This is a genomic window from Pseudoalteromonas sp. KG3 (genome assembly GCF_030436385.1).
GTDB classification, from domain to species: Bacteria; Pseudomonadota; Gammaproteobacteria; order Enterobacterales; family Alteromonadaceae; genus Pseudoalteromonas; species Pseudoalteromonas prydzensis.
Map to the genome: position 1 here is coordinate 599,726 of NZ_CP098523.1, position 20,764 is coordinate 620,489.

General features: G+C 40.7%; 18 protein-coding genes. 8 read left to right on the forward strand and 10 right to left on the reverse strand.

Annotated elements, in window-relative coordinates:
- Nucleotides 1–160 precede the first annotated feature (160 nt).
- The 4 genes from NDQ71_RS03020 to NDQ71_RS03035 all read left to right on the forward strand — a co-directional run bounded on the left by NDQ71_RS03020 (nt 161) and on the right by NDQ71_RS03035 (nt 4,333).
- Nucleotides 161–733, forward strand: coding sequence for an outer membrane beta-barrel protein (locus tag NDQ71_RS03020; RefSeq protein WP_064666277.1), 573 nt, complete (start codon nt 161–163; stop codon nt 731–733).
- 110 nt (nt 734–843) lie between these two features.
- Nucleotides 844–1,548 carry a tRNA (N6-threonylcarbamoyladenosine(37)-N6)-methyltransferase TrmO gene (gene tsaA, locus NDQ71_RS03025; RefSeq protein WP_192542632.1) on the forward strand — a complete coding sequence of 235 codons (705 nt, stop codon included), beginning with the start codon at nt 844–846 and terminating at the stop codon, nt 1,546–1,548.
- A gap of 90 nt (nt 1,549–1,638) precedes the next feature.
- Nucleotides 1,639–3,363 (forward strand): proline--tRNA ligase, encoded by a 1,725-nt coding sequence (locus NDQ71_RS03030; protein ID WP_192542631.1) that lies wholly within the window; start codon nt 1,639–1,641, stop codon nt 3,361–3,363.
- A gap of 136 nt (nt 3,364–3,499) precedes the next feature.
- Entirely contained in the window at nt 3,500–4,333 is an 834-nt protein-coding gene (locus NDQ71_RS03035) for a UDP-2,3-diacylglucosamine diphosphatase (RefSeq protein ID WP_301562240.1), read from the forward strand.
- A gap of 71 nt (nt 4,334–4,404) precedes the next feature.
- Here the strand turns inward: NDQ71_RS03035 and NDQ71_RS03040 are convergent, their stop codons facing one another.
- Nucleotides 4,405–5,412: a rhodanese-related sulfurtransferase gene (locus NDQ71_RS03040; protein ID WP_301562241.1), complete on the reverse strand. Its 1,008-nt coding sequence runs from the start codon at nt 5,410–5,412 to the stop codon at nt 4,405–4,407.
- 200 nt (nt 5,413–5,612) lie between these two features.
- On the opposite strand from NDQ71_RS03040, the gene NDQ71_RS03045 reads away from it, so the two are divergent.
- The 4 genes from NDQ71_RS03045 (at nt 5,613) to NDQ71_RS03060 (ending at nt 9,712) form a co-directional block, all read left to right on the forward strand.
- Nucleotides 5,613–6,941, forward strand: a complete 1,329-nt coding sequence (locus NDQ71_RS03045) for a DEAD/DEAH box helicase (RefSeq protein ID WP_301562242.1) — start codon at nt 5,613–5,615, stop codon at nt 6,939–6,941.
- Nucleotides 6,942–6,943: 2 nt separating this feature from the next.
- On the forward strand, nt 6,944–7,774 hold the full coding sequence (locus NDQ71_RS03050; RefSeq protein ID WP_192541931.1) for a S1-like domain-containing RNA-binding protein: 831 nt from the start codon (nt 6,944–6,946) through the stop codon (nt 7,772–7,774).
- Between the two features lie 325 nt (nt 7,775–8,099).
- A complete protein-coding gene (locus tag NDQ71_RS03055) occupies nt 8,100–8,546 on the forward strand; it encodes a hypothetical protein (protein WP_301562243.1) in 447 nt (148 codons plus the stop codon).
- 2 nt (nt 8,547–8,548) lie between these two features.
- A complete protein-coding gene (locus NDQ71_RS03060; protein ID WP_301562244.1) occupies nt 8,549–9,712 on the forward strand; it encodes a toll/interleukin-1 receptor domain-containing protein in 1,164 nt (387 codons plus the stop codon).
- 737 nt (nt 9,713–10,449) lie between these two features.
- Here the strand turns inward: NDQ71_RS03060 and pyrF are convergent.
- The 9 genes from pyrF to gyrA form a co-directional block, all read right to left on the reverse strand.
- The gene (gene pyrF, locus NDQ71_RS03065; protein ID WP_301562245.1) at nt 10,450–11,154 is read right to left on the reverse strand and encodes an orotidine-5'-phosphate decarboxylase; all 705 of its coding nucleotides are present in this window, start codon (nt 11,152–11,154) and stop codon (nt 10,450–10,452) included.
- Nucleotides 11,155–11,187: 33 nt separating this feature from the next.
- Nucleotides 11,188–12,324, reverse strand: coding sequence for a lipopolysaccharide assembly protein LapB (lapB, locus tag NDQ71_RS03070; protein ID WP_064666289.1), 1,137 nt, complete (start codon nt 12,322–12,324; stop codon nt 11,188–11,190).
- Nucleotides 12,325–12,326: 2 nt separating this feature from the next.
- A complete protein-coding gene (locus tag NDQ71_RS03075) occupies nt 12,327–12,608 on the reverse strand; it encodes a lipopolysaccharide assembly protein LapA domain-containing protein (protein WP_016707217.1) in 282 nt (93 codons plus the stop codon).
- A gap of 21 nt (nt 12,609–12,629) precedes the next feature.
- On the reverse strand, nt 12,630–12,917 hold the full coding sequence (gene ihfB, locus NDQ71_RS03080; RefSeq protein WP_016707218.1) for an integration host factor subunit beta: 288 nt from the start codon (nt 12,915–12,917) through the stop codon (nt 12,630–12,632).
- 62 nt (nt 12,918–12,979) lie between these two features.
- Nucleotides 12,980–14,647: a 30S ribosomal protein S1 gene (gene rpsA / locus NDQ71_RS03085; RefSeq protein ID WP_029216020.1), complete on the reverse strand. Its 1,668-nt coding sequence runs from the start codon at nt 14,645–14,647 to the stop codon at nt 12,980–12,982.
- Nucleotides 14,648–14,740: 93 nt separating this feature from the next.
- A complete protein-coding gene (cmk, locus tag NDQ71_RS03090; RefSeq protein WP_064666290.1) occupies nt 14,741–15,451 on the reverse strand; it encodes a (d)CMP kinase in 711 nt (236 codons plus the stop codon).
- 107 nt (nt 15,452–15,558) lie between these two features.
- Nucleotides 15,559–16,836 (reverse strand): 3-phosphoshikimate 1-carboxyvinyltransferase, encoded by a 1,278-nt coding sequence (aroA, locus tag NDQ71_RS03095; protein WP_301562246.1) that lies wholly within the window; start codon nt 16,834–16,836, stop codon nt 15,559–15,561.
- Entirely contained in the window at nt 16,836–17,918 is a 1,083-nt protein-coding gene (gene serC / locus NDQ71_RS03100; protein WP_301562247.1) for a 3-phosphoserine/phosphohydroxythreonine transaminase, read from the reverse strand. Before serC ends, aroA begins: the two co-directional genes overlap by 1 nt.
- Nucleotides 17,919–17,995: 77 nt before the next feature.
- Complete coding sequence (gene gyrA / locus NDQ71_RS03105) at nt 17,996–20,695, reverse strand: DNA topoisomerase (ATP-hydrolyzing) subunit A (protein ID WP_301562248.1); 2,700 nt, start codon at nt 20,693–20,695, stop codon at nt 17,996–17,998.
- Between the last annotated feature and the right edge of the window lie 69 nt (nt 20,696–20,764).

A 20,764-nucleotide genomic window follows, 5' to 3' on the forward strand; every position in this document is an offset into this window, starting at 1 on the left:
TTTGTTTAGCGCTCATTCTTACTAATTAATAACCAAAAATAGCTCTAACAGTATGTTATTCAAACAAAACACAACTGGCACGCGTAGTGCAATATACAAAGTGAAATGAACTAAACCAACGCTAAATTGCGTTATTTTTATTTTGTAAAGGAGCTATTAAATGATTAAAGCAATTTCACTTTCTGCAATTTCACTGGCATTACTTGGTTTTAATAATGCGGCACAAGCAGACACCACAAACATGGATTACCCGCGTGTTTACACAGGTATTGGTTATGGCCAATACTCATTCCAGTTTGAAGACTCTGAAGACGACATCGATTTCGATGATGACTCACAAATGCTCAAGGGTTATGTTGGTACACAGTTCAATAAGTACCTAAGTTTAGAGCTCGCCTATCAAAACTTTGATGAAGTGAGCGACATTGACAGCTACGCAGAAGTAGATGGCGTGTCATTAGCAGCACGTTTAGCTGCCCCTATCACTGAAAGTTTTTCGGTTTATGCTAAAGGGGGTTGGTTTGAATGGGATGCAGAAGTATCTAGCGATCTTCCAGCCATTGGCGAGATATCAGCGGACCAAAGTGGCGGTGATGTATTCTATGGTGCAGGTATCGAGTATGCATTTACCACTAACATGCAGGTGCGTTTAGAGTATGAGCGTTACGAGTTAGAAGATGACTTTGATCCTGAGATGGATGTCGCTTCAGTATCATTCCAATATATGTTCTAGGTATTTCTTATTGCTACGTTACAGGTTATTTAACAGTTAAAGGCAGCTTCAAGCTGCCTTTTTTGTTGTTAACGGTTAGAATATCGCATCTTTCACTGTATTTGAGTCCCATGAGCGATTATCAACTAACGGCCATCGGCCATATTCACTCTCCTTATAAACAAAAGTTTGCGATTCCCCGTCAACCTCGCTTAGTGCCGCAAGCCAAAGCAAAATTGGTATTCACTGCAGATTTTAATCGTGAAGAGTTTGTACGTGGCTTGGATGAATTCAGCCATATTTGGTTACTTTTTCGTTTTCATGAAACCGCAGATAAAGGCTACTCAGCAATGGTTAGGCCACCGCGTCTCGGGGGCAACGAACGAAAAGGGGTATTTGCTACACGTGCGACTTTTAGGCCAAATGCCATTGGCATGAGCGCAGTAAAACTTGAAGGCATTGAATATAAAAATGGCCAATTAAGTTTACTACTTGCGGGCATTGATTTACTCGACGGCACACCCATTTTAGATATTAAGCCTTATTTACCTTATTCGGATGCGATGCTCGATGCGAGTGCGGGCTTTGCCGATACTCGTCCAGAAACAGATATGAGCGTTGAATTTAGCCAAGCGAGCTTGGATTTTATTGCCAAACAACATAGCTATCCAGAGCTGCAAGACTTTATCAGTAATGTACTAAAACAAGATCCACGCCCTGCTTATAAAAAACAGCAACACGGTGAGCAAAGTTATGGTATGACATTATACGATTTTAATATTCGTTGGCAGGTAAATGACGACCATAACTACGTCAGCAGTATAGAAAAAAACTAGAAAAACACACTTAGCGCTTTAGTGTAAAAGCAACCGCTGCTAAACTTAGCGCCTATCGAAATAAAAACTTTATAACTATCGGAATTAACCATGCGTACCAGTCAATATATACTCGCAACACTGAAAGAAACACCGTCTGATGCTGAAATCGTTTCACATCAATTAATGCTACGAGCGGGTATGATCCGTCGTGTAGCGTCAGGTTTGTACACTTGGTTGCCCTCTGGTTTACGCGTGTTAAGAAAAGTAGAAAACATCGTTCGTGAAGAAATGGATAAAACAGGCGCAATTGAAATGCTGATGCCTGTTATTCAACCTGCTGACTTATGGCAAGAATCAGGTCGTTGGGAACAATTTGGTCCTGAGTTAATGCGCTTTACCGATCGTCACAATCGCGAGTTTGCACTAGGTCCAACCCATGAAGAAGTGATCACCGATTTTGTTCGTAAAGAAGTCAGCTCTTATAAACAGCTACCACTTACATTGTACCAAGTACAAACTAAAGTACGTGATGAACGCCGCCCTCGCTTTGGTGTGATGCGTGCACGCGAATTTACCATGAAAGATGCCTACTCATTCCACCTTACTGAAGAGTGTTTAGACGCAACCTATCAAGTTATGCACAAAGCTTACTGCAATATTTTTGAGCGTTTAAACTTGGATTACCGCCCAGTTATTGCTGATACAGGTTCAATTGGTGGTAGCGTATCGCATGAGTTCCACGTTTTAGCCGAATCTGGTGAAGATGCCATTGCCTTTAGTGATGGTAGCGATTACGCAGCAAATATTGAAAAAGCTGAAGCATTAGCGCCTAGCGAAGAGCGCCCTGCTGCTGCAAAAGAATTAAAAGCATTTCCAACGCCTGACGCTAAAACCATCGAAGAGCTTAAAAAGCATTATGGTGTTAAACCACATCGCGGCGTAAAAACCCTGATTGTATACGGTACGCCAGACGAAAATGGTAAACGAGGCCTAGTTGCGTTAATTGTTCGTGGCGATCACGAACTAAACGAATTAAAAGCTGAGAAACACCCATTAGTTGACTCACCACTTGAAATGGCCAGCGAAGCAGACATCGTTGCTGCTATTGGTGCAAAACCGGGTTCATTAGGTCCTGTTGGTTTAACTATGCCAATAATTGTTGATAGAACTGCTAACGTGATGGCTGACTTTGTAGCAGGTGCAAACAAAGACAACGAACATTACAGTGGTATTAACTGGGATCGCGACGTAACAGGCTATGAAGTTGCCGATTTACGTAACATTGTTGAAGGTGATCCTAGCCCATGTGGCCAAGGTAACTTACAAATTAAACGTGGTATTGAAGTAGGCCATATATTCCAACTCGGTACTAAATACTCAGAAGCGATGAAAGCCGGTGTACTGAGTGAGTCAGGCAAAAACCAAATTATGACCATGGGTTGCTATGGTATTGGTGTATCACGTATTGTAGCGGCTGCTATTGAGCAAAATAATGATCAATACGGCATTATTTGGCCACAACCAATTGCACCATTCGATATCGCTATTGTGCCAATGAATATGCATAAGTCACACCGTATCCCTGATATCGCAAATAACCTTTATGATGGTTTGAAAGCTGCTGGTTTAGACGTGTTATTTGACGATCGTAAAGAGCGTCCAGGTGTGATGTTTAACGACATGGAATTACTTGGTGTGCCATTTACCTTAGTGATTGGCGAGCGCAACCTTGACGAAAACAAAGTTGAGCTTAAAAACCGTCGTACTGGTGAAAAGCATATGCTTGATCTTGATAGCGCAATCACGACTATTAAGGCGTTGCTAAACGCTTAAAGACACGCATATTTAGTTACTCTAAAAAACCGCTTCGGCGGTTTTTTAGGTTCTGTCATAGATGTTTAGCGAAAACGTCTTGGTACTGTCATCTAAGCTACTTAGCATTTACCTTATTACACCGCGAGTAAATGCCATGAATAAAGCAACGAGTAGCGAAAAACAGCACTATCCCGCCGTTTGGATTTCAGATGTTCACTTAGGTTATAAAGATTGTAGAGCTGATTACCTGCTCGATTTTTTAAATAGTATTGACTGTGAAACCCTCTATTTAGTCGGCGATATTATTGATTTATGGTCGATGAAGCGAAACTTCTATTGGCACGCCAGTCACTATCAAGTATTAGCCTGTATTCAAGCTAAAGCCGAGCAAGGAACGCGCGTAATTTATATTCCAGGCAACCATGATGAAACATTTCGGCAATACGTCAATAACAGCTTATTTGGCATAGAAGTTCACCAGCAATTTATTCACACCACCAAAGCCAATAAACGATTTCTGCTCGTTCATGGGGATGATTTTGATTCCGCAACCCGATATAACAAGTTAATAAGTATTGCGGGTGATGCCGGTTATGACTTGTTGCTCTTTTTAAATCGCTGGACTAACCGCATACGGCGTTTATATGGCGGAAATTATTGGTCGCTAGCATCGTGGATCAAAGCGCGTGTTCACAAAGCCCGAGAAGCCATAGAAGCATTTGAGAATGCCGCAATTCATGAAGCAAAAAAGCAAGGCGTTGACGGCATAATCTGTGGACATATTCACCATCCGCAATTAAAAGTTGTTGATGGCATTGTTTATTGTAACGATGGTGATTGGATAGAAAATTGCACTGCGTTAGTTGAGCAAGAAAATGGCCGAATTGAGTTACTCCATTGGTCAGAAACTCAAAAAGTTATTAACTCTGCAGATATTGCCTCGCTTGATACACTAACAACATCAGGCAAAACAAAATCGGCAGCTTAAGTTGCCCCCCTAAAACAAAAAGCCCCAGACAATGCTGAGGCTTTTTTATAAAACTAGTGTAATAACGCTAATTACTTTTTACGCTGTGCGTCTTTTTGTGCTTTTTTGGCTTCTTTGCGTTTTTGTAAAACAGCTTGTGCTTCGTTACCAATATGGCCTTCACCGCGAGCTTGAGCTAATTCAATTTGCTTTTGGCGCTCAGCAAATCGTTCTCTTTGCTCGTCGGTCACATCATCAATACAGTGATGGCACGAAACGCCTTCCATGTACTCAGCTTTTAGTTTTTCGTCTTCAGTGATTGGCATACGACACGCATGACATTGATCGTATGAGCCTTTTTGTAAATCGTGATCTACCGCTACGCGGTTATCAAATACAAAGCACTCACCTTCCCACATGGTTTCTTCTTTTGGCACTTCTTCTAAGTATTTTAAAATGCCGCCTTCAAGATGGTACACATCTTCAAAACCTTGCTCTTTCATATAGGCCGTCGACTTTTCACAGCGAATACCACCGGTGCAAAACATAGCTACTTTTTTGTGTTTACTCGGATCAAGGTTCTCTTTCGCCCACTGCGGGAATTCACGAAAGGTTTTAGTATTTGGGTCTACCGCGTTTTGAAAAGTACCAATTTCGATTTCATAATCGTTACGGGTATCAACTAAAATAACCTCAGGATCTGAAATAAGCGCATTCCAATCTTTTGGTTTTACGTAGCTGCCAACCACTTTTAACGGGTCAACGCCTTCAACCCCCATAGTGACAATTTCTTTTTTTAGTTTTACTTTAGTACGGTAAAACGGGCACTCATCATCGTATGATTCTTTAGAAACGATATTGTCTAAGTTTGGTTGCTTATCAAGCCACGCTAATAAATTGTCAATGCCTTCACGTTTAGCGGCAACGGTGCCGTTAATGCCTTCTGCAGCGATCAGCAAAGTACCACGTACTTCATTGGCTTCCATTACATCAAGTAGTGGTTGGCGCAGTGCTTCAAACTCAGGTAAAGCGACAAATTTATATAAAGCACACACAACAAAGTGCGCACTGGTGACATTATCTTTATGAATGGCTGTCATGGGTATTCCTATTTTGCTTTTTCAAAACCGAATCGTAAATCCGGCGCATTGGGGCACGTATTTTACGCTTTTTCAAATTAAATGCAAAAAAAGCAGCTATTGATTGGTTTTTACTGTTAGCACAACACCCTACTACGCTATAATAGGTGCAATATTTTTGGCAAATTGCCAACGACTTGCTCAATTTGGAGAAACACACTTTGCACTTTACTGATCTTGGGATTGATACTCGCCTTGAAACACAGCTTGCGCATCAAGGCATCACTCAGCCCACTGATATTCAAGCTCATGCTGTGCCTACTGCCCTTGCAGGCCACGATATTTTCGCTCAGTCTAAAACCGGCTCAGGTAAAACGTTAGCGTTTTTATTACCCGCAGTTCAACGAGTAATGAAACAAAAGGCCCTCAGTAAACGTGATCCTCGTGTATTAATTGTTGCTCCAACGCGAGAGCTTGCTACCCAAGTTTTCACTCAACTTAGATTGCTTATTGCCGGTACCAATATCAAAGCCGTTAAAATCCTCGGTGGTGAAAACTTTAACGACCAAATTAAAGCGCTGCGTAATGATCCATATTTTGTTATTGCCACACCAGGGCGTTTAGCCGATCACTTAACCCAGCGCTCTTTACAGTTAAGTGGCTTAGAGCTATTAATTTTTGATGAAGCCGATCGTATTTTAGATTTAGGTTTTACCGAACAACTTAAAATGATTAATGAGTTGGCTGATCACCGCTTACGCCAGACTCTGTTATTTTCTGCCACCCTAGATCATGCTCAAGTTGATGCGCTATCTCGCAATTTATTAAAAAAACCTAAGCAGATTATGCTCAGCGCCGCGAACGAGCAGCATTCAGACATTAAGCAAAGTTTATATTTAGCAGATCACTTAGATCATAAAGAAGCCTTGCTCGAGCACTTTGTAAAACAACATGACGTAGGTCAATGCATTATCTTTACTGCCACTCGCTCTGATACCACGCGTTTAAGTGAACTGTTAATTAGTAAAGGCTTAAAAGCACAGGCGCTAGCGGGTGATTTAACGCAAAGTAAGCGTCTAGACATTATGGATGCCTTTAGCCGCGAAAACTTTAAAATTTTAATCACCACAGATGTTGCTTCCCGTGGCCTTGATTTATTAAGCGTAACTCATGTGATCAATTTTGATTTACCAAAACATGCTGAAGAATACGTGCACCGTATCGGTCGTACTGGTCGCGCGGGCTTTAAAGGGACTGCTATTTCTTTAGTAGGCCCTAAAGATTGGCCAAGCTATAAAGCGATTAAATCCTTTTTAAATGATGAACTTGAATTTCATACAGTAGCTGGCTTAACTGGCAAATTTAAAGGATTGCGAGAAGTAAAACCAGACGCAATAAAAGCAACTGCGCAGCATAAAGCCAAGCCTAAAGCTAAATCGCTCAGTAAACGTAAAGTGAAGCCAAAGCAACCTCAAGCACCGATAAAAGCGCCGTTAAACATTGATGGCGATGCGCCGATGCGCCGCCGTAAAAAGCCAGAACAGGAATAAAAATGAGTTACCTCGGAACTACCCAAACCTTATTTGTAAACGAAGTAAGTAACGAAGGCGCGTACCTCGACGGTCATGAGCTAGGCGAAGTTTTTCTACCAAGTCATGAAATTAAACATGAACTTGAGGCAGGTGATAGCGTTAGTGTGTTTATCTTTTTAGATAACGCTAATCTCGCCACTGCGACAACGAAAAAGCCGTTAGCTCAAGTGGGTGAATACGCCCTACTACGTGTTAAAGAAATCAATAGCATTGGTGCTTTCTTAGATTGGGGTCTTGAAAAAGACGTACTTGCCCCATTCAACGAACAAAAACCAAGAATGCAGGAAGGTTATTCTTACCTCGTGCGTTTGTATTTAGATAATGCCAGCGGCCGTATTTGTGCATCTAATAACTTTAATCGCTTTCTAAATAAGACAGAGCCTGCGTATGCACCACTACAAGAAGTGCAACTTATTGTGGCAGGAAAAACAGACATAGGTTACAAAGTTATTATTGAAGAAGCTCACTTTGGGGTGATCTTCTATAACATGGTATTTAAAAACATGTTTGTAGGCCAACGTTTAACAGGTTATGTTCAAAAAGTACGTGAAGACGGTAAGATTGACGTTATCCTAGAAAAACCAGGTATGGCTAAAGTAAGCGAGCTTGGCGAAAAGATCATGGATAAGTTAAAACAAGAAGGTGGCGTGCTCGCCATTGGCGATAAATCAGAGCCTGAACTTATCAAAAAAGTGTTCTCGACCAGCAAAGCAAACTACAAAAAAGCCATTGGCGGTTTGTTTAAGCAAGGGTTAATTGATATTGAAGCTAAGGCTATTAGGCTTAAGTAAGCGGTCAGCGGTCAGCGGTCAGCGGTCAGCGGTCAGCGGTCAGCGGTCAGCGGTCAGCGGTCAGCGGTCAGCGGTCAATTTAAAATGATATAGAAAAGAGTAAAGTGAAAGCTTTGCTCTTTTTTGTTTTTATACGCTCCAATGGCAACTATGAGCGTGAAGCGGACACAGAAAAAGTTAAATTTATTCCTACTTCTTTGAGTAGGAACCTAATTTTGCCCGATAACATTATTAAACGCCGTTTTGTTGTGTTATAAAACACCAAAATGATGTTCGATAAGATGTTATGTGCTTTTCTCAAACATCAAATTCAGGAGGGTGAAAAATGTTAGAAAATCAGCCAATTAGCGTGACTGAAGAATCTCCTTCAGTTCAAGCTCATTTAGCAATGTTGCAAAATGTTATACTTAGAATGGCATCAAATAGCTCTTCATGTAAATCATGGTGTATTACCTTGGTTTCCGCAGTGCTTGTAATAGTTGCGGATAAAGGAAAACCAGATTATGCATGGATTGCATTATTACCTACGGTAATATTTGCCTGTTTAGATGCATATTACTTGGCGTTAGAAAAGGATTTTATAAAAACTTACAATAAATTCGTAGAAAAACTACATAGTAAGTCATTAATTAGTTCTGATTTATATGCAATCAAGCCACAGGAGAATATGTCAAAACATCAGATTGATGCAATGAAGTCAATTTCAGTTTGGGGCTTTTATATTCCATTAGTGTTTATGATTTATATAACTAAAACAATAGCAATTGGTTGATTATGGCGGGTATTGTAAAACGAAAGTACGAATCAGAGACGAGGAAAGTACAAAATTCATTTACACGACCTCTGAATTTAATCTCTGAAGCATTACCTGCTGAATATAATAAGTATTTATTGTTAAAGTTATTTAAAGAATTATTCCCACTAATGTGGGATAGCTTAAACAAAAGGTATGAAAAATATGAAAGTCAGGACAAGTTTCTAACTAAAGTTGGTAAGAAAAAAAGATACTATCATGATAAGCCTGATGTTTTTTTCTTCAAGTTACTTAAAGTTAAGCATATGGTTTCACCTGATCAACGTGCAAAACATAAGAAAACATTCAACGAGAAAAATGCTCAATTGGCATATCAATCACTGCTAAATAAAGCAAATAATAAAGTAAAGGCGCATGAGGATAAAATGTTATCTATAAATAAGGATCTACAGACAGTAGAACCGCTATATATTGACGCATTTTTATCTGCTTACCATAAAAAAGGAATAACAATTCAAGGAAAAGTAGAAATATTTAATGAGTTGAAAAAATATCACACTTCTAAAGTCATAGAATTTTTTCAGAAACTAAACGATAGTGAAAGAAACAACCAGGTTAGGAGGATGGCATTTGAGCATCTTTTAAAACTTGGGGCTTCAGTTAGGCTTAGAAAAAACTTTAAGGGTAAAGTAAAATCATATAATTCAGAGACAGATCAATTTATTGTTTCTCCAGAAGATTTGTACCAAAGATTAGAGTCAAATACTATACAAAGTAAAAAGAAGTTCCATGTCTTCATCTCGCATAGTTATAAAGACTCTGACTTAGTAAGACAGCTGAAGTCGTGCCTTAATAATCATGGTTTAAGTGTATACTGCGACTGGACGAGCGATAATGATTTTTTGAAGCGAAATCTAGTAAGTGATTACACCAAAATAGTTTTAAAAAAACGAATTGCACAATCAAGGTGTATTGTTTTTCTGCAAACAAAAAATTCCGTGAATGCTGACAGTTCATTTTCATCACCTTGGATATCATTGGAAATTGATCATGCATCATCAATCGGAAAGCCAATATATAGTTTAAACTTCACCAACGATAGCGATATTTTTAAACAGGTGAAATATTATATTAATAACGGTATTGTAATTGATGATACCGAAGTCAATAAAATACGCACATAATCAGAGGTCTCCACCAGCCACCCATCATGCACTTTTTATCAATAGTAAGTGCAGTGGGCGGTTCATCTCCCGTAGTGAATATTGATCCAAATATCTTTCAATGACGCTAAACCTTGTGACGCTAAATAGTCATTGCCTAGCGCAATGTTAACTCCTTTTGTTTTTGAGCTTCTACAAGGGCCTTCGCTTCCAAGCGCCTACTTTTGGTACTGGTGATACCACATACTATGGCCAGTCGTTCACTTACACACTGTTTCATTAAACTGCGTACTTTAGTGCTTGCTGTACCTTATAAATAGCGCCATTGTCACCAGTAGCACATTCTTATCCTATGGCGGATCCGATGATCTAAATCCACCGTTAGCTGATAGGCGTTGGCTATTAGGTAATAGTGTCCTTAGGCGCGCAAATACTTTGGGTCTGGAATCTGTATTACTCTTAAGCGCAGCGCCTCTTAACCTCTTTGTGAATAATTTACTAAGTTTTTTTGCACAAAGAGAAGGGAATGAGAAGTAAATGAGGGGAAACTTAGCGCTTAGTATTGGCATGGTTAAACCACCAATAAAAATAAATTAAAATCAAGTTGTTCTACAGGCTCTTGCCGACCATCTGCAACTGCCAAATTCCAAATTCTAGCCTATTCATCGCCAACTTATTAAGTTTGTATACCCAGAAACAAAAAGAGCAAAGTAAATACTTTGCTCTTTGTATTAGTAATAGTTAAAAATAACGCTTGTTTATTTTATCGAGTCATTAATTTCTTTAAGAACCGCAACTGGGTCTGCTGATTGGGTAATTGGGCGGCCAATAACTAAATAGTCACTGCCATCATCAATCGCTTGCTTTGGTGTCATAATACGTTTTTGATCGCCTGCATCACTTCCCGCAGGGCGAATACCTGGCGTCACTAGTTTAAAGCCTGCGCCAAGTTCCGCTTTTAATTTTTTCGCTTCTTGCGCTGAGCACACTACCCCGTCAAGGCCTGACTCTTTGGCAAGTTTTGCTAAATAAATAACCTGCTGCTCTGGGGTTTTATCAACCCCTAAACGAGTTAGCTCTGCGGCATCCATACTCGTAAGTACAGTGACTGCAATTAGTAATGGCGCTTTATCACCAAATTGCTCAAGTGCCTGTTTGGCTTTGGTCATCATTTCAACACCGCCACTGGCATGAACATTAACCATCCAAACACCCATTTTGGCAGCTGCGGTAACCGCTTTGGCAACCGTATTTGGAATATCATGAAATTTAAGATCTAAGAATACGTCAAAGCCTAAATCAATCAGCTCTTTAACAAACGCAGGGCCAAAGTAGGTAAACATTTCTTTACCTACTTTTAAACGGCAAGTATCAGGAGAAAGTTGTTTAACAAAATTTAATGCTGTTTGCTGATCATCATAATCAAGGGCTATAAGAACTTTTTTTGATTGTTCGAGAGACATAACTTTCCTAAAACGAATTGAATATAAGTAAAATTAAAAACCGTCTAAGCCACGGCTTGGGACTATGGTTTCCCAATGTTTACACGACGGGCAAACCCAATAAATGGTATGGCTAGTAAAACCACAGTGTTGGCACTGAAAATCTGGCTTTGTTGCAATATAAGAGGTTACCAATTTATCTATTTGATCTAACACTTCTTTAATATCATTATTTTGTTTTGCTAATAGCTGTAATAAAAAACTAAAGCCGCGAATAGTCGGCTGGCGTTTTAAACTATCAGTTAAAAATTTGATTGCTTGTTCGGTGTGCCCTTGCTCAAGTAATGCTTTACAGTGTTTTATTTTTATTAGTACACCGCCTTTATCAAGCAATTGCAGCAGTAATTCATGAAATTGGTGAGTTAAATTTAATTGCTCGTAACTATGAGCTAGATCGTCAATAAATAATGGCGCAAAAAAAGTGAAGTTGCAGATCAGCTCTCGCCAATAATAAATCGCTTTTACATAATCTTCTTTTGCAAATGCTGATTTTCCAAGCTCATATAAGGGTCTAATTGCTTTTTGATTGAGGCTAATAGCTTTGCGCATAATTTGCGGATCATTTTCGATTAATGCCGCTTCACAATAAAAGTTAGCTATGGCTTTGAAGTGTTGCGGTTTAGAAAATAAATCGCTGTGTGCTTCAAACATATTGATACCTTTTTCCCATTCACGCGTTTGTGAATATAGATTAAGTATCGGCTCTAATGCATCACTATGATTTGCTTTAACTAACCAAACAAGATGTTCTTCTGCGCCATCAAGTAGCCCAGCCATAATATAATCTTCAGCAAGTTCAAGGCGGCTAGTCGCAGCTTGTTGCTCATTAAGGCTTGGGTGTTTAAGGAGTAATTCGTGGATTTTTATTGCGCGATCTAATTCACCGCGGCGGCGAAACATCGTTGCGAGTGTAGAATAATGCTCGACAGAATCTGCTGCAACTTCAAGCAAATTAATAAGGTGTTCAAGGCCTTGGTCTTCTTCTCTATCAAGTAAAAACTTTAAGCCTTTACTGTATTCAGAAGTGATCTGACGATTAAGTTGATGAGCTTGGTTTTTAGCGCTATTTTTACCCATGATCCAGCCATAACCAGCCGCAACAGGTAAAAGTAAAAACAAAAGCTCAATCATAGTTAGGTGTCTTTATTAGCAACAAGCTTATTATTATCTTTTTCAGGCGCTAACTTTTTCTTCAACCGATAGTTTTGCCACTTCAATTGCGAAAACAATTTAAAGCTAATAAAACAACCAATTGCGACACCTAAAGCAAAGCAGATACTTATTATCATTGCGAGGGGTAAAGTATTGCTGGCAATAATATAATTTATTTGCACTAACTGTGGATTTTGCGAACCAAGTACAAATGCAAAAATTAAGCATATTGCTACCAGGATAATTTTTAATACCCTAAACAAGTAACTACTCCAACTAAATAACTAGGCAATGCTCGCGTTTACGCGATCTCGTAACTCTTTGCCTGGTTTAAAATGTGGTACGTGCTTACCTTCAAGCTCAACTGTGTCGCCAGTCTTAGGATTACGACCTGTGCGTGGTGAGCGAAAGTGTAGTGAGAAACTACCAAAGCCACGGATCTCAATGCGATCTGAGCTTGATAATGAGCCGGCCATTTGTTCAAGAATTTCTTTAACAGCATTTTCAACATCTTTCACAGGTACATGTGCGTGTTGCTCGGCTAATTGTTCTATCAATTCTGACTTAGTCATAACGTTTCCTTAAAAAGAGATAAAGGAAGGGCAACACTGCCCTTCCAATTAAGACTGATTAATTAGTCTTTTTGTGCATTTGCGAATGCAGCTGCCATTGCGTTTTCGAACACTGGCTCTTCTTTCTTAAGCTTTTCTAGTACTTCTTTCTCTTCTGCTTCGAAAAGAGCTTTAACAGAAAGGCTTAAAGTGCGGTTCTTACGATCAACACCAACATATTTCACTTCAATCTCGTCGCCTACAGAAACAACAGTAGTTGCATCTTCAACGCGCTCTTGAGCGATATCAGCTACACGGATGTAACCTTCAACGCCTTCGATAAGTTCAACAGTTGCGCCTTTCGCATCAACTTCAGTCACTTTACCTTTAACAATAGCACCTTTTTTGTTTGCATCAAGGTAGTTATTGAATGGGTCAGCTTCGATTTGCTTAACACCTAGAGAGATACGTTCACGCTCTGGGTCAACTTGCAATACGATAGCAGTGATTTCGTCGCCTTTCTTGAATTCACGTACAGCGTCTTCGCCAGGTGTATTCCAAGAAATGTCTGAAAGGTGTACAAGACCGTCAATACCACCGTCAAGACCGATAAAGATACCGAAGTCAGTGATTGATTTGATCTTACCAGTAACTTGGTCGCCTTTGTTTTGTAGACGAGCAAATTCTTGCCAAGGATTAGCAATACATTGCTTAAGACCTAGAGAAATACGACGACGTTCTTCGTCGATTTCAAGAACCATAACTTCAACAGTGTCGCCTAAGCTAACAACTTTAGAAGGGTGGATGTTCTTGTTAGTCCAATCCATTTCAGAAACGTGTACTAGACCTTCAACGCCTTCTTCGATTTCTACGAAGCAACCGTAATCAGTAAGGTTAGTTACACGACCAGAAAGTTTAGAACCTTCTGGGTAACGACCAGCGATAGCTGCCCATGGATCTTCGCCAAGCTGTTTAAGGCCTAGAGATACACGAGTTTTATCTTTGTCGAATTTAAGAACTTTAACTGCGATTTCGTCGCCAACATTAACGATTTCTGAAGGGTGCTTAACACGCTTCCACGCCATATCAGTAATGTGTAGTAGACCATCAACACCACCAAGGTCAACGAATGCACCGTAGTCAGTAAGGTTCTTAACGATACCTTTAACTTCTTGACCTTCAACAAGGTTAGCAAGAAGCTCTTCACGCTCTTGTGAGTTCTCTGATTCGATAACTGCACGACGTGAAACAACAACGTTGTTACGTTTTTGATCAAGCTTGATTACTTTAAATTCAAGCTCTTTGCCTTCAAGGTGAGTTGTGTCACGTACTGGACGAACATCAACAAGTGAACCAGGTAGGAAAGCACGGATTGAATCAACTTCAACAGTGAAACCGCCTTTAACTTTACCGTTGATAACACCAGTAACAGTCTCTTGCTCTTCACATGCTTTCTCAAGACGGATCCACGCTTCGTGACGCTTCGCTTTCTCACGAGAAAGGATAGTTTCACCGAAACCGTCTTCGATTGCATCTAGTGCAACATCTACTTCGTCGCCAACAGCAACTTCTAGTTCACCAGCAGCATTTTTGAACTGCTCTGCAGGGATAGCACTTTCTGATTTAAGACCAGCATCTACAAGTACAATGTTGTTCTCGATTGAGATTACTGTACCTTTAACGATAGAGCCTTGCTCTGCTTCAAAACCCTTTAAGCTTTCTTCAAATAACTGCGCAAAATTTTCTGACATACGAATATACGTCTCATATATTAATACCAATAAGCAACCATGCTGCATGGGGTTGTTAAAATAGCACTGGCATCCTGCTGGCGCATAAATAGTTTATCGTCGCTTTGGAAGTTTACCTTCGACAATCGCGGCATCTAATAAAGTCATAACCTTATCAAACACTTGCTGCGCATTAAGCTCACTAGTATCGAGCTCAATGGCATCATCAGCTGGTACAAGCGGAGCAACGGCACGATTCATATCGCGCTCATCACGTGCTTGAATATCTTCTAATAGACCACTTAGTGTAACATCAAGACCGCGTTCATTCAACTCAACAAATCGTCTACGCGCACGTTCATCTGCGCTGGCGGTCAAATAAATTTTTAATGGTGCATCTGGGAATACCACAGTGCCCATATCACGGCCATCGGCGATTAAGCCATTTTCAGTACGAAATGCACGTTGGCGACGTAATAATGCTTCTCTAACACGTGGTAAGGCTGCTACTTTCGACGCGGCGGCCCCTACTTCTTCATTGCGAATTGTTGTTGATACATCTTCGCCTTCAAGAATAACTTTACCAGCGTTTGTTTGACTATCTACTAAAAATTGCACATCTAAGTTCGCAGCTAAAGGCACGAGTGCCTCTTCGTTGTCTAGTGCAATTTGATGGTGCAATGCTGCCAGTGCTAATACGCGATAAATTGCGCCACTGTCCAGTACATCCCATCCCAATTTCTCGGCTAACAAGCGACAAACAGTTCCTTTACCTGAACCACTTGGGCCATCAACGGTGATCACCGGCATTAATAACGCCTGCATTTAAACCTCCTGCAATGCACACCAAAATTAAACTGCGACATTATACGTTACTTATTGCAATAGATCCGCTTTTTGTATGTAACTTTTTATATTTCAGTCCCTGTTGCTCATTGGCTAACCGATGCTAGTACATTGAAAAACGTTGGAAATGTTTTATATGTACACTTAGGATCGTTAATGGTAATAGGCTTACCGCCCACTGCAACCATGGCAAAACACATGGCGATGCGGTGGTCGTCATAAGTATCAATTGCCACATCATTAAACTGTTTTGGTGGTGTTATTTCGATGAAATCTTCACCTTCTACAACCTCAGCGCCCACTTTACGAAGCTCGGTGGCCATAGCATGTAAGCGATCAGTTTCTTTTACGCGCCAATTGTAAATATTGCGAATAGCCGTTGGCCCATCGGCGAATAACGCCACAGTTGCAAGGGTCATTGCCGCATCAGGAATGGCGTTTGCGTCGATATCAACGCCTTTCAATTGGCCTTTACGTACCACTAAGCGCTCGTCATACCAATCAATCTTAGCACCGACCTGCTCCATGACTTTGGCAAACCCGATATCACCTTGGACTGATTTTGCACCAACGCCTTTTATTTCTATTTCACCGCCGGCAATTGCAGCAGCTGCAACAAAATAAGAAGCCGATGACGCATCCCCTTCAACCATAATACGCTCAACAGCTTGGTATTGCTGGGCACCTTTCACGGTAAAGGTTTTATAGTCATCGTGTGTGACAGAGATACCAAATCGGGCCATGACATCTAGCGTTATATCAATGTAAGGCTTTGAAACTAAAGTGCCTTTAATGGTGATGTTGGTATCGCCATTAAATAACGGCGCAGCCATTAATAATGCTGTTAAAAATTGGCTCGAGATACTGCCATCAATTTCAACGTTGCCGCCGTTTATTTGCCCGCCAACAATTTTAAGTGGCGGATAATCTTTATTTTTTAAATAACGAACGTCACCACCTAGCGCTTGCAGAGCATCCACTAGATGACCAATTGGGCGCTCTTCCATACGTGGCTCACCAACTAATTCATAGTCACCTTTAACGGCGGCAAGTACCGCAGTAAGTGGCCTATAAGCTGTGCCTGCATTACCTAAAAATAACGGCTCTGATGGCGTTAATAACTGCCCGCCTACGCCTTGTACTGTGGCTACCGTTTTATCGTCATTTAAACTTACCTGTACGCCTAACTGTTTAAGCGCACCTAACATGTGGCGAATATCATCGCTATCGAGTAGGTTTTCGACCACAGTAGTCCCTTTAGCAAGGGCTGCTAATAGTAAAATGCGGTTAGAAAGACTTTTTGATCCCGGTAACGTAACGCTGCCATTTACCTTACTAATCGGCTCTAAACGTAACTGTTCCATTAGCTGTGCTCCTTGGCAAATTGTGCCATAAAGTCAACTAACGCTTGTACGCCAGCAAGTGGCATGGCGTTATAAATACTCGCACGCATACCACCAACAATACGATGCCCTTCAAGTGCCAGTAAACCCGCTTCTTTTGCTTGTGCTAAAAATGCTGCATTTAAGCTTTCATCGTTTAGCCAAAAGGGTACATTCATACGTGAACGACAGTGCTTTGCCACTTTATTATTATAAAATGGTGATTCATCAATAAAGCCGTAAAGCAGTTCTGCTTTAGCAATATTTTGCTGCTCCATGGCTTTTACGCCACCATTTTGCTCAAGCCAGTCAAATACTTCTGCCGCTAAATACCAAGCAAATGTCGGTGGCGTGTTATACATGCTGCCTTGTTTTACTTCGAGTGCGTAATCGAATATGCCTGGTTTTGCGACCCCTTCACGTTCAAGCAAGGTTTTACGAATGATCACAATGGCAAGGCCTGATGGGCCAATGTTTTTTTGCGCACCGGCATAAATTAAATCAAACTGATCAACATCAAATTCACGCGATAAAATTGTAGATGACATATCAGCAACGATCGGTGCTGTTGGGTGATTTGGTACATCAAATACTTCTATGCCATCAATGGTTTCATTTGGGCAATAATGGATGTATGACGGATCTGCTGGAAATTGCCATTCGCTGACCGGTTTGATAGAAAATTGCTCGTTTGTGTCATTACGTACATCAAGCTCAGTGACTGTGGTGAATTTTACCGCTTCGTCAACTGCACCTTTAGACCACACACCGTTTTCACAATAAACAGCGGCTTTACCATCAACATGTAAATTCAGTGGCACCGCAGCAAACTGACCACGACCGCCACCGTGCATAAACAGCACTTCAAATTCATCGCTAATATTCATTAGTCGACGTAAGCTTGCTTCACACTTCGCGGTGAGCGCTAAAAACTCTTTACTACGGTGACTAATTTCCATCACCGAGACACCTAAATCTTGCCAATCAACAAACTCTTTTTGTGCCTTTTCCATTACAGCTGGCGGCAACATTGCAGGCCCTGCACAAAAATTATATTTACTCATTACCTTTCCTCATTCCAGTAATTACTTTGCTTTTTAATTATGTATAAAAAAAGCGGCCGAAGCCGCTTTATATTGGTTTATTCAACCGGTGGATTATCACCAGTTTCATCATTAACCGTTTCGACTACTTCGACGCTTTCGCCTTCGATAATAGCCTCAAGCTCATCGATTTCAATTTCTTCGATACGTTGTAAACCAACTACTTGCTCTTCGTCAATAGTTCTTATCAAAATAACACCTTGGGTATTACGCCCAACAGTAGAAACTTCTTTAACTCGCGTTCGAACAAGCGTACCACGATTAGAAATAATCATGATTTCGTCGTTTTCATCAACTTGTACTGCACCAACCACTGCGCCGTTACGTTCTGACACTTTGATTGATACCACACCTTGAGTCGCACGGCTCTTCGCTGGGTAGTCTTCAAGCAACGTACGTTTACCGTAACCGTTTTCAGTCACAGTTAAGATAGCACCATCTGTCTTAGGTACAATTAACGATACAACTCGTTGACCTTCAGGCATCTTAATACCGCGAACACCGGTTGCAGTACGACCCATTTGACGTACACCTTTGAACTTGATTTCAGGATTACCGTTTTCATCAAGTACTGGGTTGCCATTTTCATCTAAAACAGGTGACTCTTCCGCTTCTTTAAAGCGAACAACTTTACCAGCATCAGTGAAGAGCATGATTTCGTTGCTACCATCAGTGATATCAACACCAATTAGGCTATCACCGTCATTTAAGTTAACGGCAATAATACCACTAGCACGTTGACGACTATACGCAGTCAATGGTGTTTTCTTCACGGTACCGAATGCCGTAGCCATAAAGATGTATTTGTTTTCTTCATATTCACGTACTGGCAAGATTGCAGTAATACGTTCGTCAGCTTCAAGTGGTAACAAGTTAACAATTGGTTTGCCGCGCGCTGCACGACTTGCCAGTGGTAATTGATACACTTTAAGCCAATATAAACGACCAGCCGTTGAGAAACACAAGATTGTATCGTGCGTATTAGCAACCAATAGACGTTCGATGAAATCTTCATCTTTCATCTTGGTTGCTGATTTACCTTTACCACCACGACGCTGTGCTTCGTAATCAGACAATGGCTGATACTTCACATAACCTTCATGAGAAAGCGTTACTACAACGTCTTCTTCTGTGATCAAGTCTTCAAGACTAATATCATGAGCCGCGGCGTTGATTTCAGTACGACGTTCATCACCGTATTGCTCTTTAATTTCGACTAGCTCGTCGCGGATAACTTCCATTAAACGCTCAGGATTAGCAAGAATATATAAAAGCTCGGCAATTAAATCTAATAACGTTTGGTATTCGCTTAGAATTTTTTCATGCTCAAGACCGGTTAACTTATGTAGACGTAAGTCAAGGATCGCTTGAGCTTGTTGCTCAGAAATATAATACTGACCATCACGGATACCTAAATCATCGGCTAACCAGTCAGGACGTGCAACGTTTGCTTCACCTGCTTTTTCAAGCATGGCTTTCACATTACCTAATTCCCACGGACGACTTGCTAGTGCTACTTTAGCTTCAGCAGGTGTTGGTGAGTTACGAATAAGCTCGATAATTGGGTCGATGTTAGCAAGTGCAATTGCTAAACCTTCAAGCATGTGTGCGCGGTCACGGGCTTTGCGTAAATCAAATACCGTACGACGGGTTACCACTTCACGGCGGTGAATAATAAACTCTTCAAGCATTTCTTTTAAGTTGAAACACTTAGGATGATTATTAATTAACGCAACCATGTTCATACCAAACACAGTTTGTAACTGAGTTTGTGCATATAGGTTGTTTAAGATCACTTCGCCTACGTCACCACGTTTGATCTCGATAACGATACGCATACCGTCTTTATCTGATTCATCACGTAATGCGCTAATACCTTCAATCTTCTTATCTTTAACAAGCTCAGCAATCTTTTCGATTAAGCGGGCTTTATTGACTTGATAAGGGATTTCGTGAACGATAATCGTCTCACGATGGGTCTTTTCGTCGACTTCAATTTCTGCGCGAGCACGCATGTACACTTTACCACGGCCTGTTAAATAGGCTTGTTCGATGCCTTTTTTACCGTTGATAATTGCCGCAGTTGGAAAATCAGGGCCCGGAATATAATCCATTAATTCATGAATGGTTAGATCTGGGTTTTGAATAAGTGCTAAACAACCATTCACAACTTCAGTCAAGTTATGAGGAGGAATGTTGGTTGCCATACCTACCGCAATACCCGAAGAACCGTTCACTAATAAGTTAGGTACTTTAGTTGGTAATACGTCAGGAATTTGTTCTGTACCATCGTAGTTAGGCACAAAATCAACCGTCTCTTTCTCAAGATCTGCTAATAGCTCATGAGACATTTTCGCCATACGGACTTCGGTATAACGCATTGCTGCTGCAGAGTCACCGTCAACTGAACCGAAGTTACCTTGACCGTCAACTAACATGTAACGTAAAGAGAAAGGCTGAGCCATACGTACAATGGTGTCGTACACTGCACTATCGCCATGGGGATGGTATTTACCAATTACGTCACCAACCACACGGGCTGATTTTTTGTAAGGCTTATTCCAATCATTATTAAGCTCGTTCATAGCAAACAAAACGCGGCGGTGAACAGGTTTTAAACCATCACGTACGTCTGGTAGTGCTCGTCCTACGATTACGCTCATCGCGTAGTCTAAGTAGGAGTTTTTTAACTCGTCTTCAATATTGACTGGCAGAATTTCGTTGGCGAAATCAGTCATTTGATATCACATTCCTTCAGTATTTCCCCACAAAGTGCCGCATATGGGCGCTTGCGAGGATATTAGTTA

Coding starts and splice junctions, on each gene's coding strand:
- NDQ71_RS03020 (WP_064666277.1), top strand. CDS start 161: ATGATTAAAGCAATTTCACTTTCTGCAATTTCACTGGCATTACTTGGT.
- gyrA (WP_301562248.1), bottom strand. CDS start 20,695: ATGACTGATTTCGCCAACGAAATTCTGCCAGTCAATATTGAAGACGAG.
- NDQ71_RS03055 (WP_301562243.1), top strand. CDS start 8,100: ATGTTAGAAAATCAGCCAATTAGCGTGACTGAAGAATCTCCTTCAGTT.
- NDQ71_RS03050 (WP_192541931.1), top strand. CDS start 6,944: ATGAGTTACCTCGGAACTACCCAAACCTTATTTGTAAACGAAGTAAGT.
- NDQ71_RS03035 (WP_301562240.1), top strand. CDS start 3,500: ATGAATAAAGCAACGAGTAGCGAAAAACAGCACTATCCCGCCGTTTGG.
- serC (WP_301562247.1), bottom strand. CDS start 17,918: ATGAGTAAATATAATTTTTGTGCAGGGCCTGCAATGTTGCCGCCAGCT.
- lapB (WP_064666289.1), bottom strand. CDS start 12,324: ATGATTGAGCTTTTGTTTTTACTTTTACCTGTTGCGGCTGGTTATGGC.
- tsaA (WP_192542632.1), top strand. CDS start 844: ATGAGCGATTATCAACTAACGGCCATCGGCCATATTCACTCTCCTTAT.
- aroA (WP_301562246.1), bottom strand. CDS start 16,836: ATGGAACAGTTACGTTTAGAGCCGATTAGTAAGGTAAATGGCAGCGTT.
- NDQ71_RS03060 (WP_301562244.1), top strand. CDS start 8,549: ATGGCGGGTATTGTAAAACGAAAGTACGAATCAGAGACGAGGAAAGTA.
- rpsA (WP_029216020.1), bottom strand. CDS start 14,647: ATGTCAGAAAATTTTGCGCAGTTATTTGAAGAAAGCTTAAAGGGTTTT.
- ihfB (WP_016707218.1), bottom strand. CDS start 12,917: ATGACTAAGTCAGAATTGATAGAACAATTAGCCGAGCAACACGCACAT.
- cmk (WP_064666290.1), bottom strand. CDS start 15,451: ATGCAGGCGTTATTAATGCCGGTGATCACCGTTGATGGCCCAAGTGGT.
- NDQ71_RS03040 (WP_301562241.1), bottom strand. CDS start 5,412: ATGACAGCCATTCATAAAGATAATGTCACCAGTGCGCACTTTGTTGTG.
- NDQ71_RS03030 (WP_192542631.1), top strand. CDS start 1,639: ATGCGTACCAGTCAATATATACTCGCAACACTGAAAGAAACACCGTCT.
- pyrF (WP_301562245.1), bottom strand. CDS start 11,154: ATGTCTCTCGAACAATCAAAAAAAGTTCTTATAGCCCTTGATTATGAT.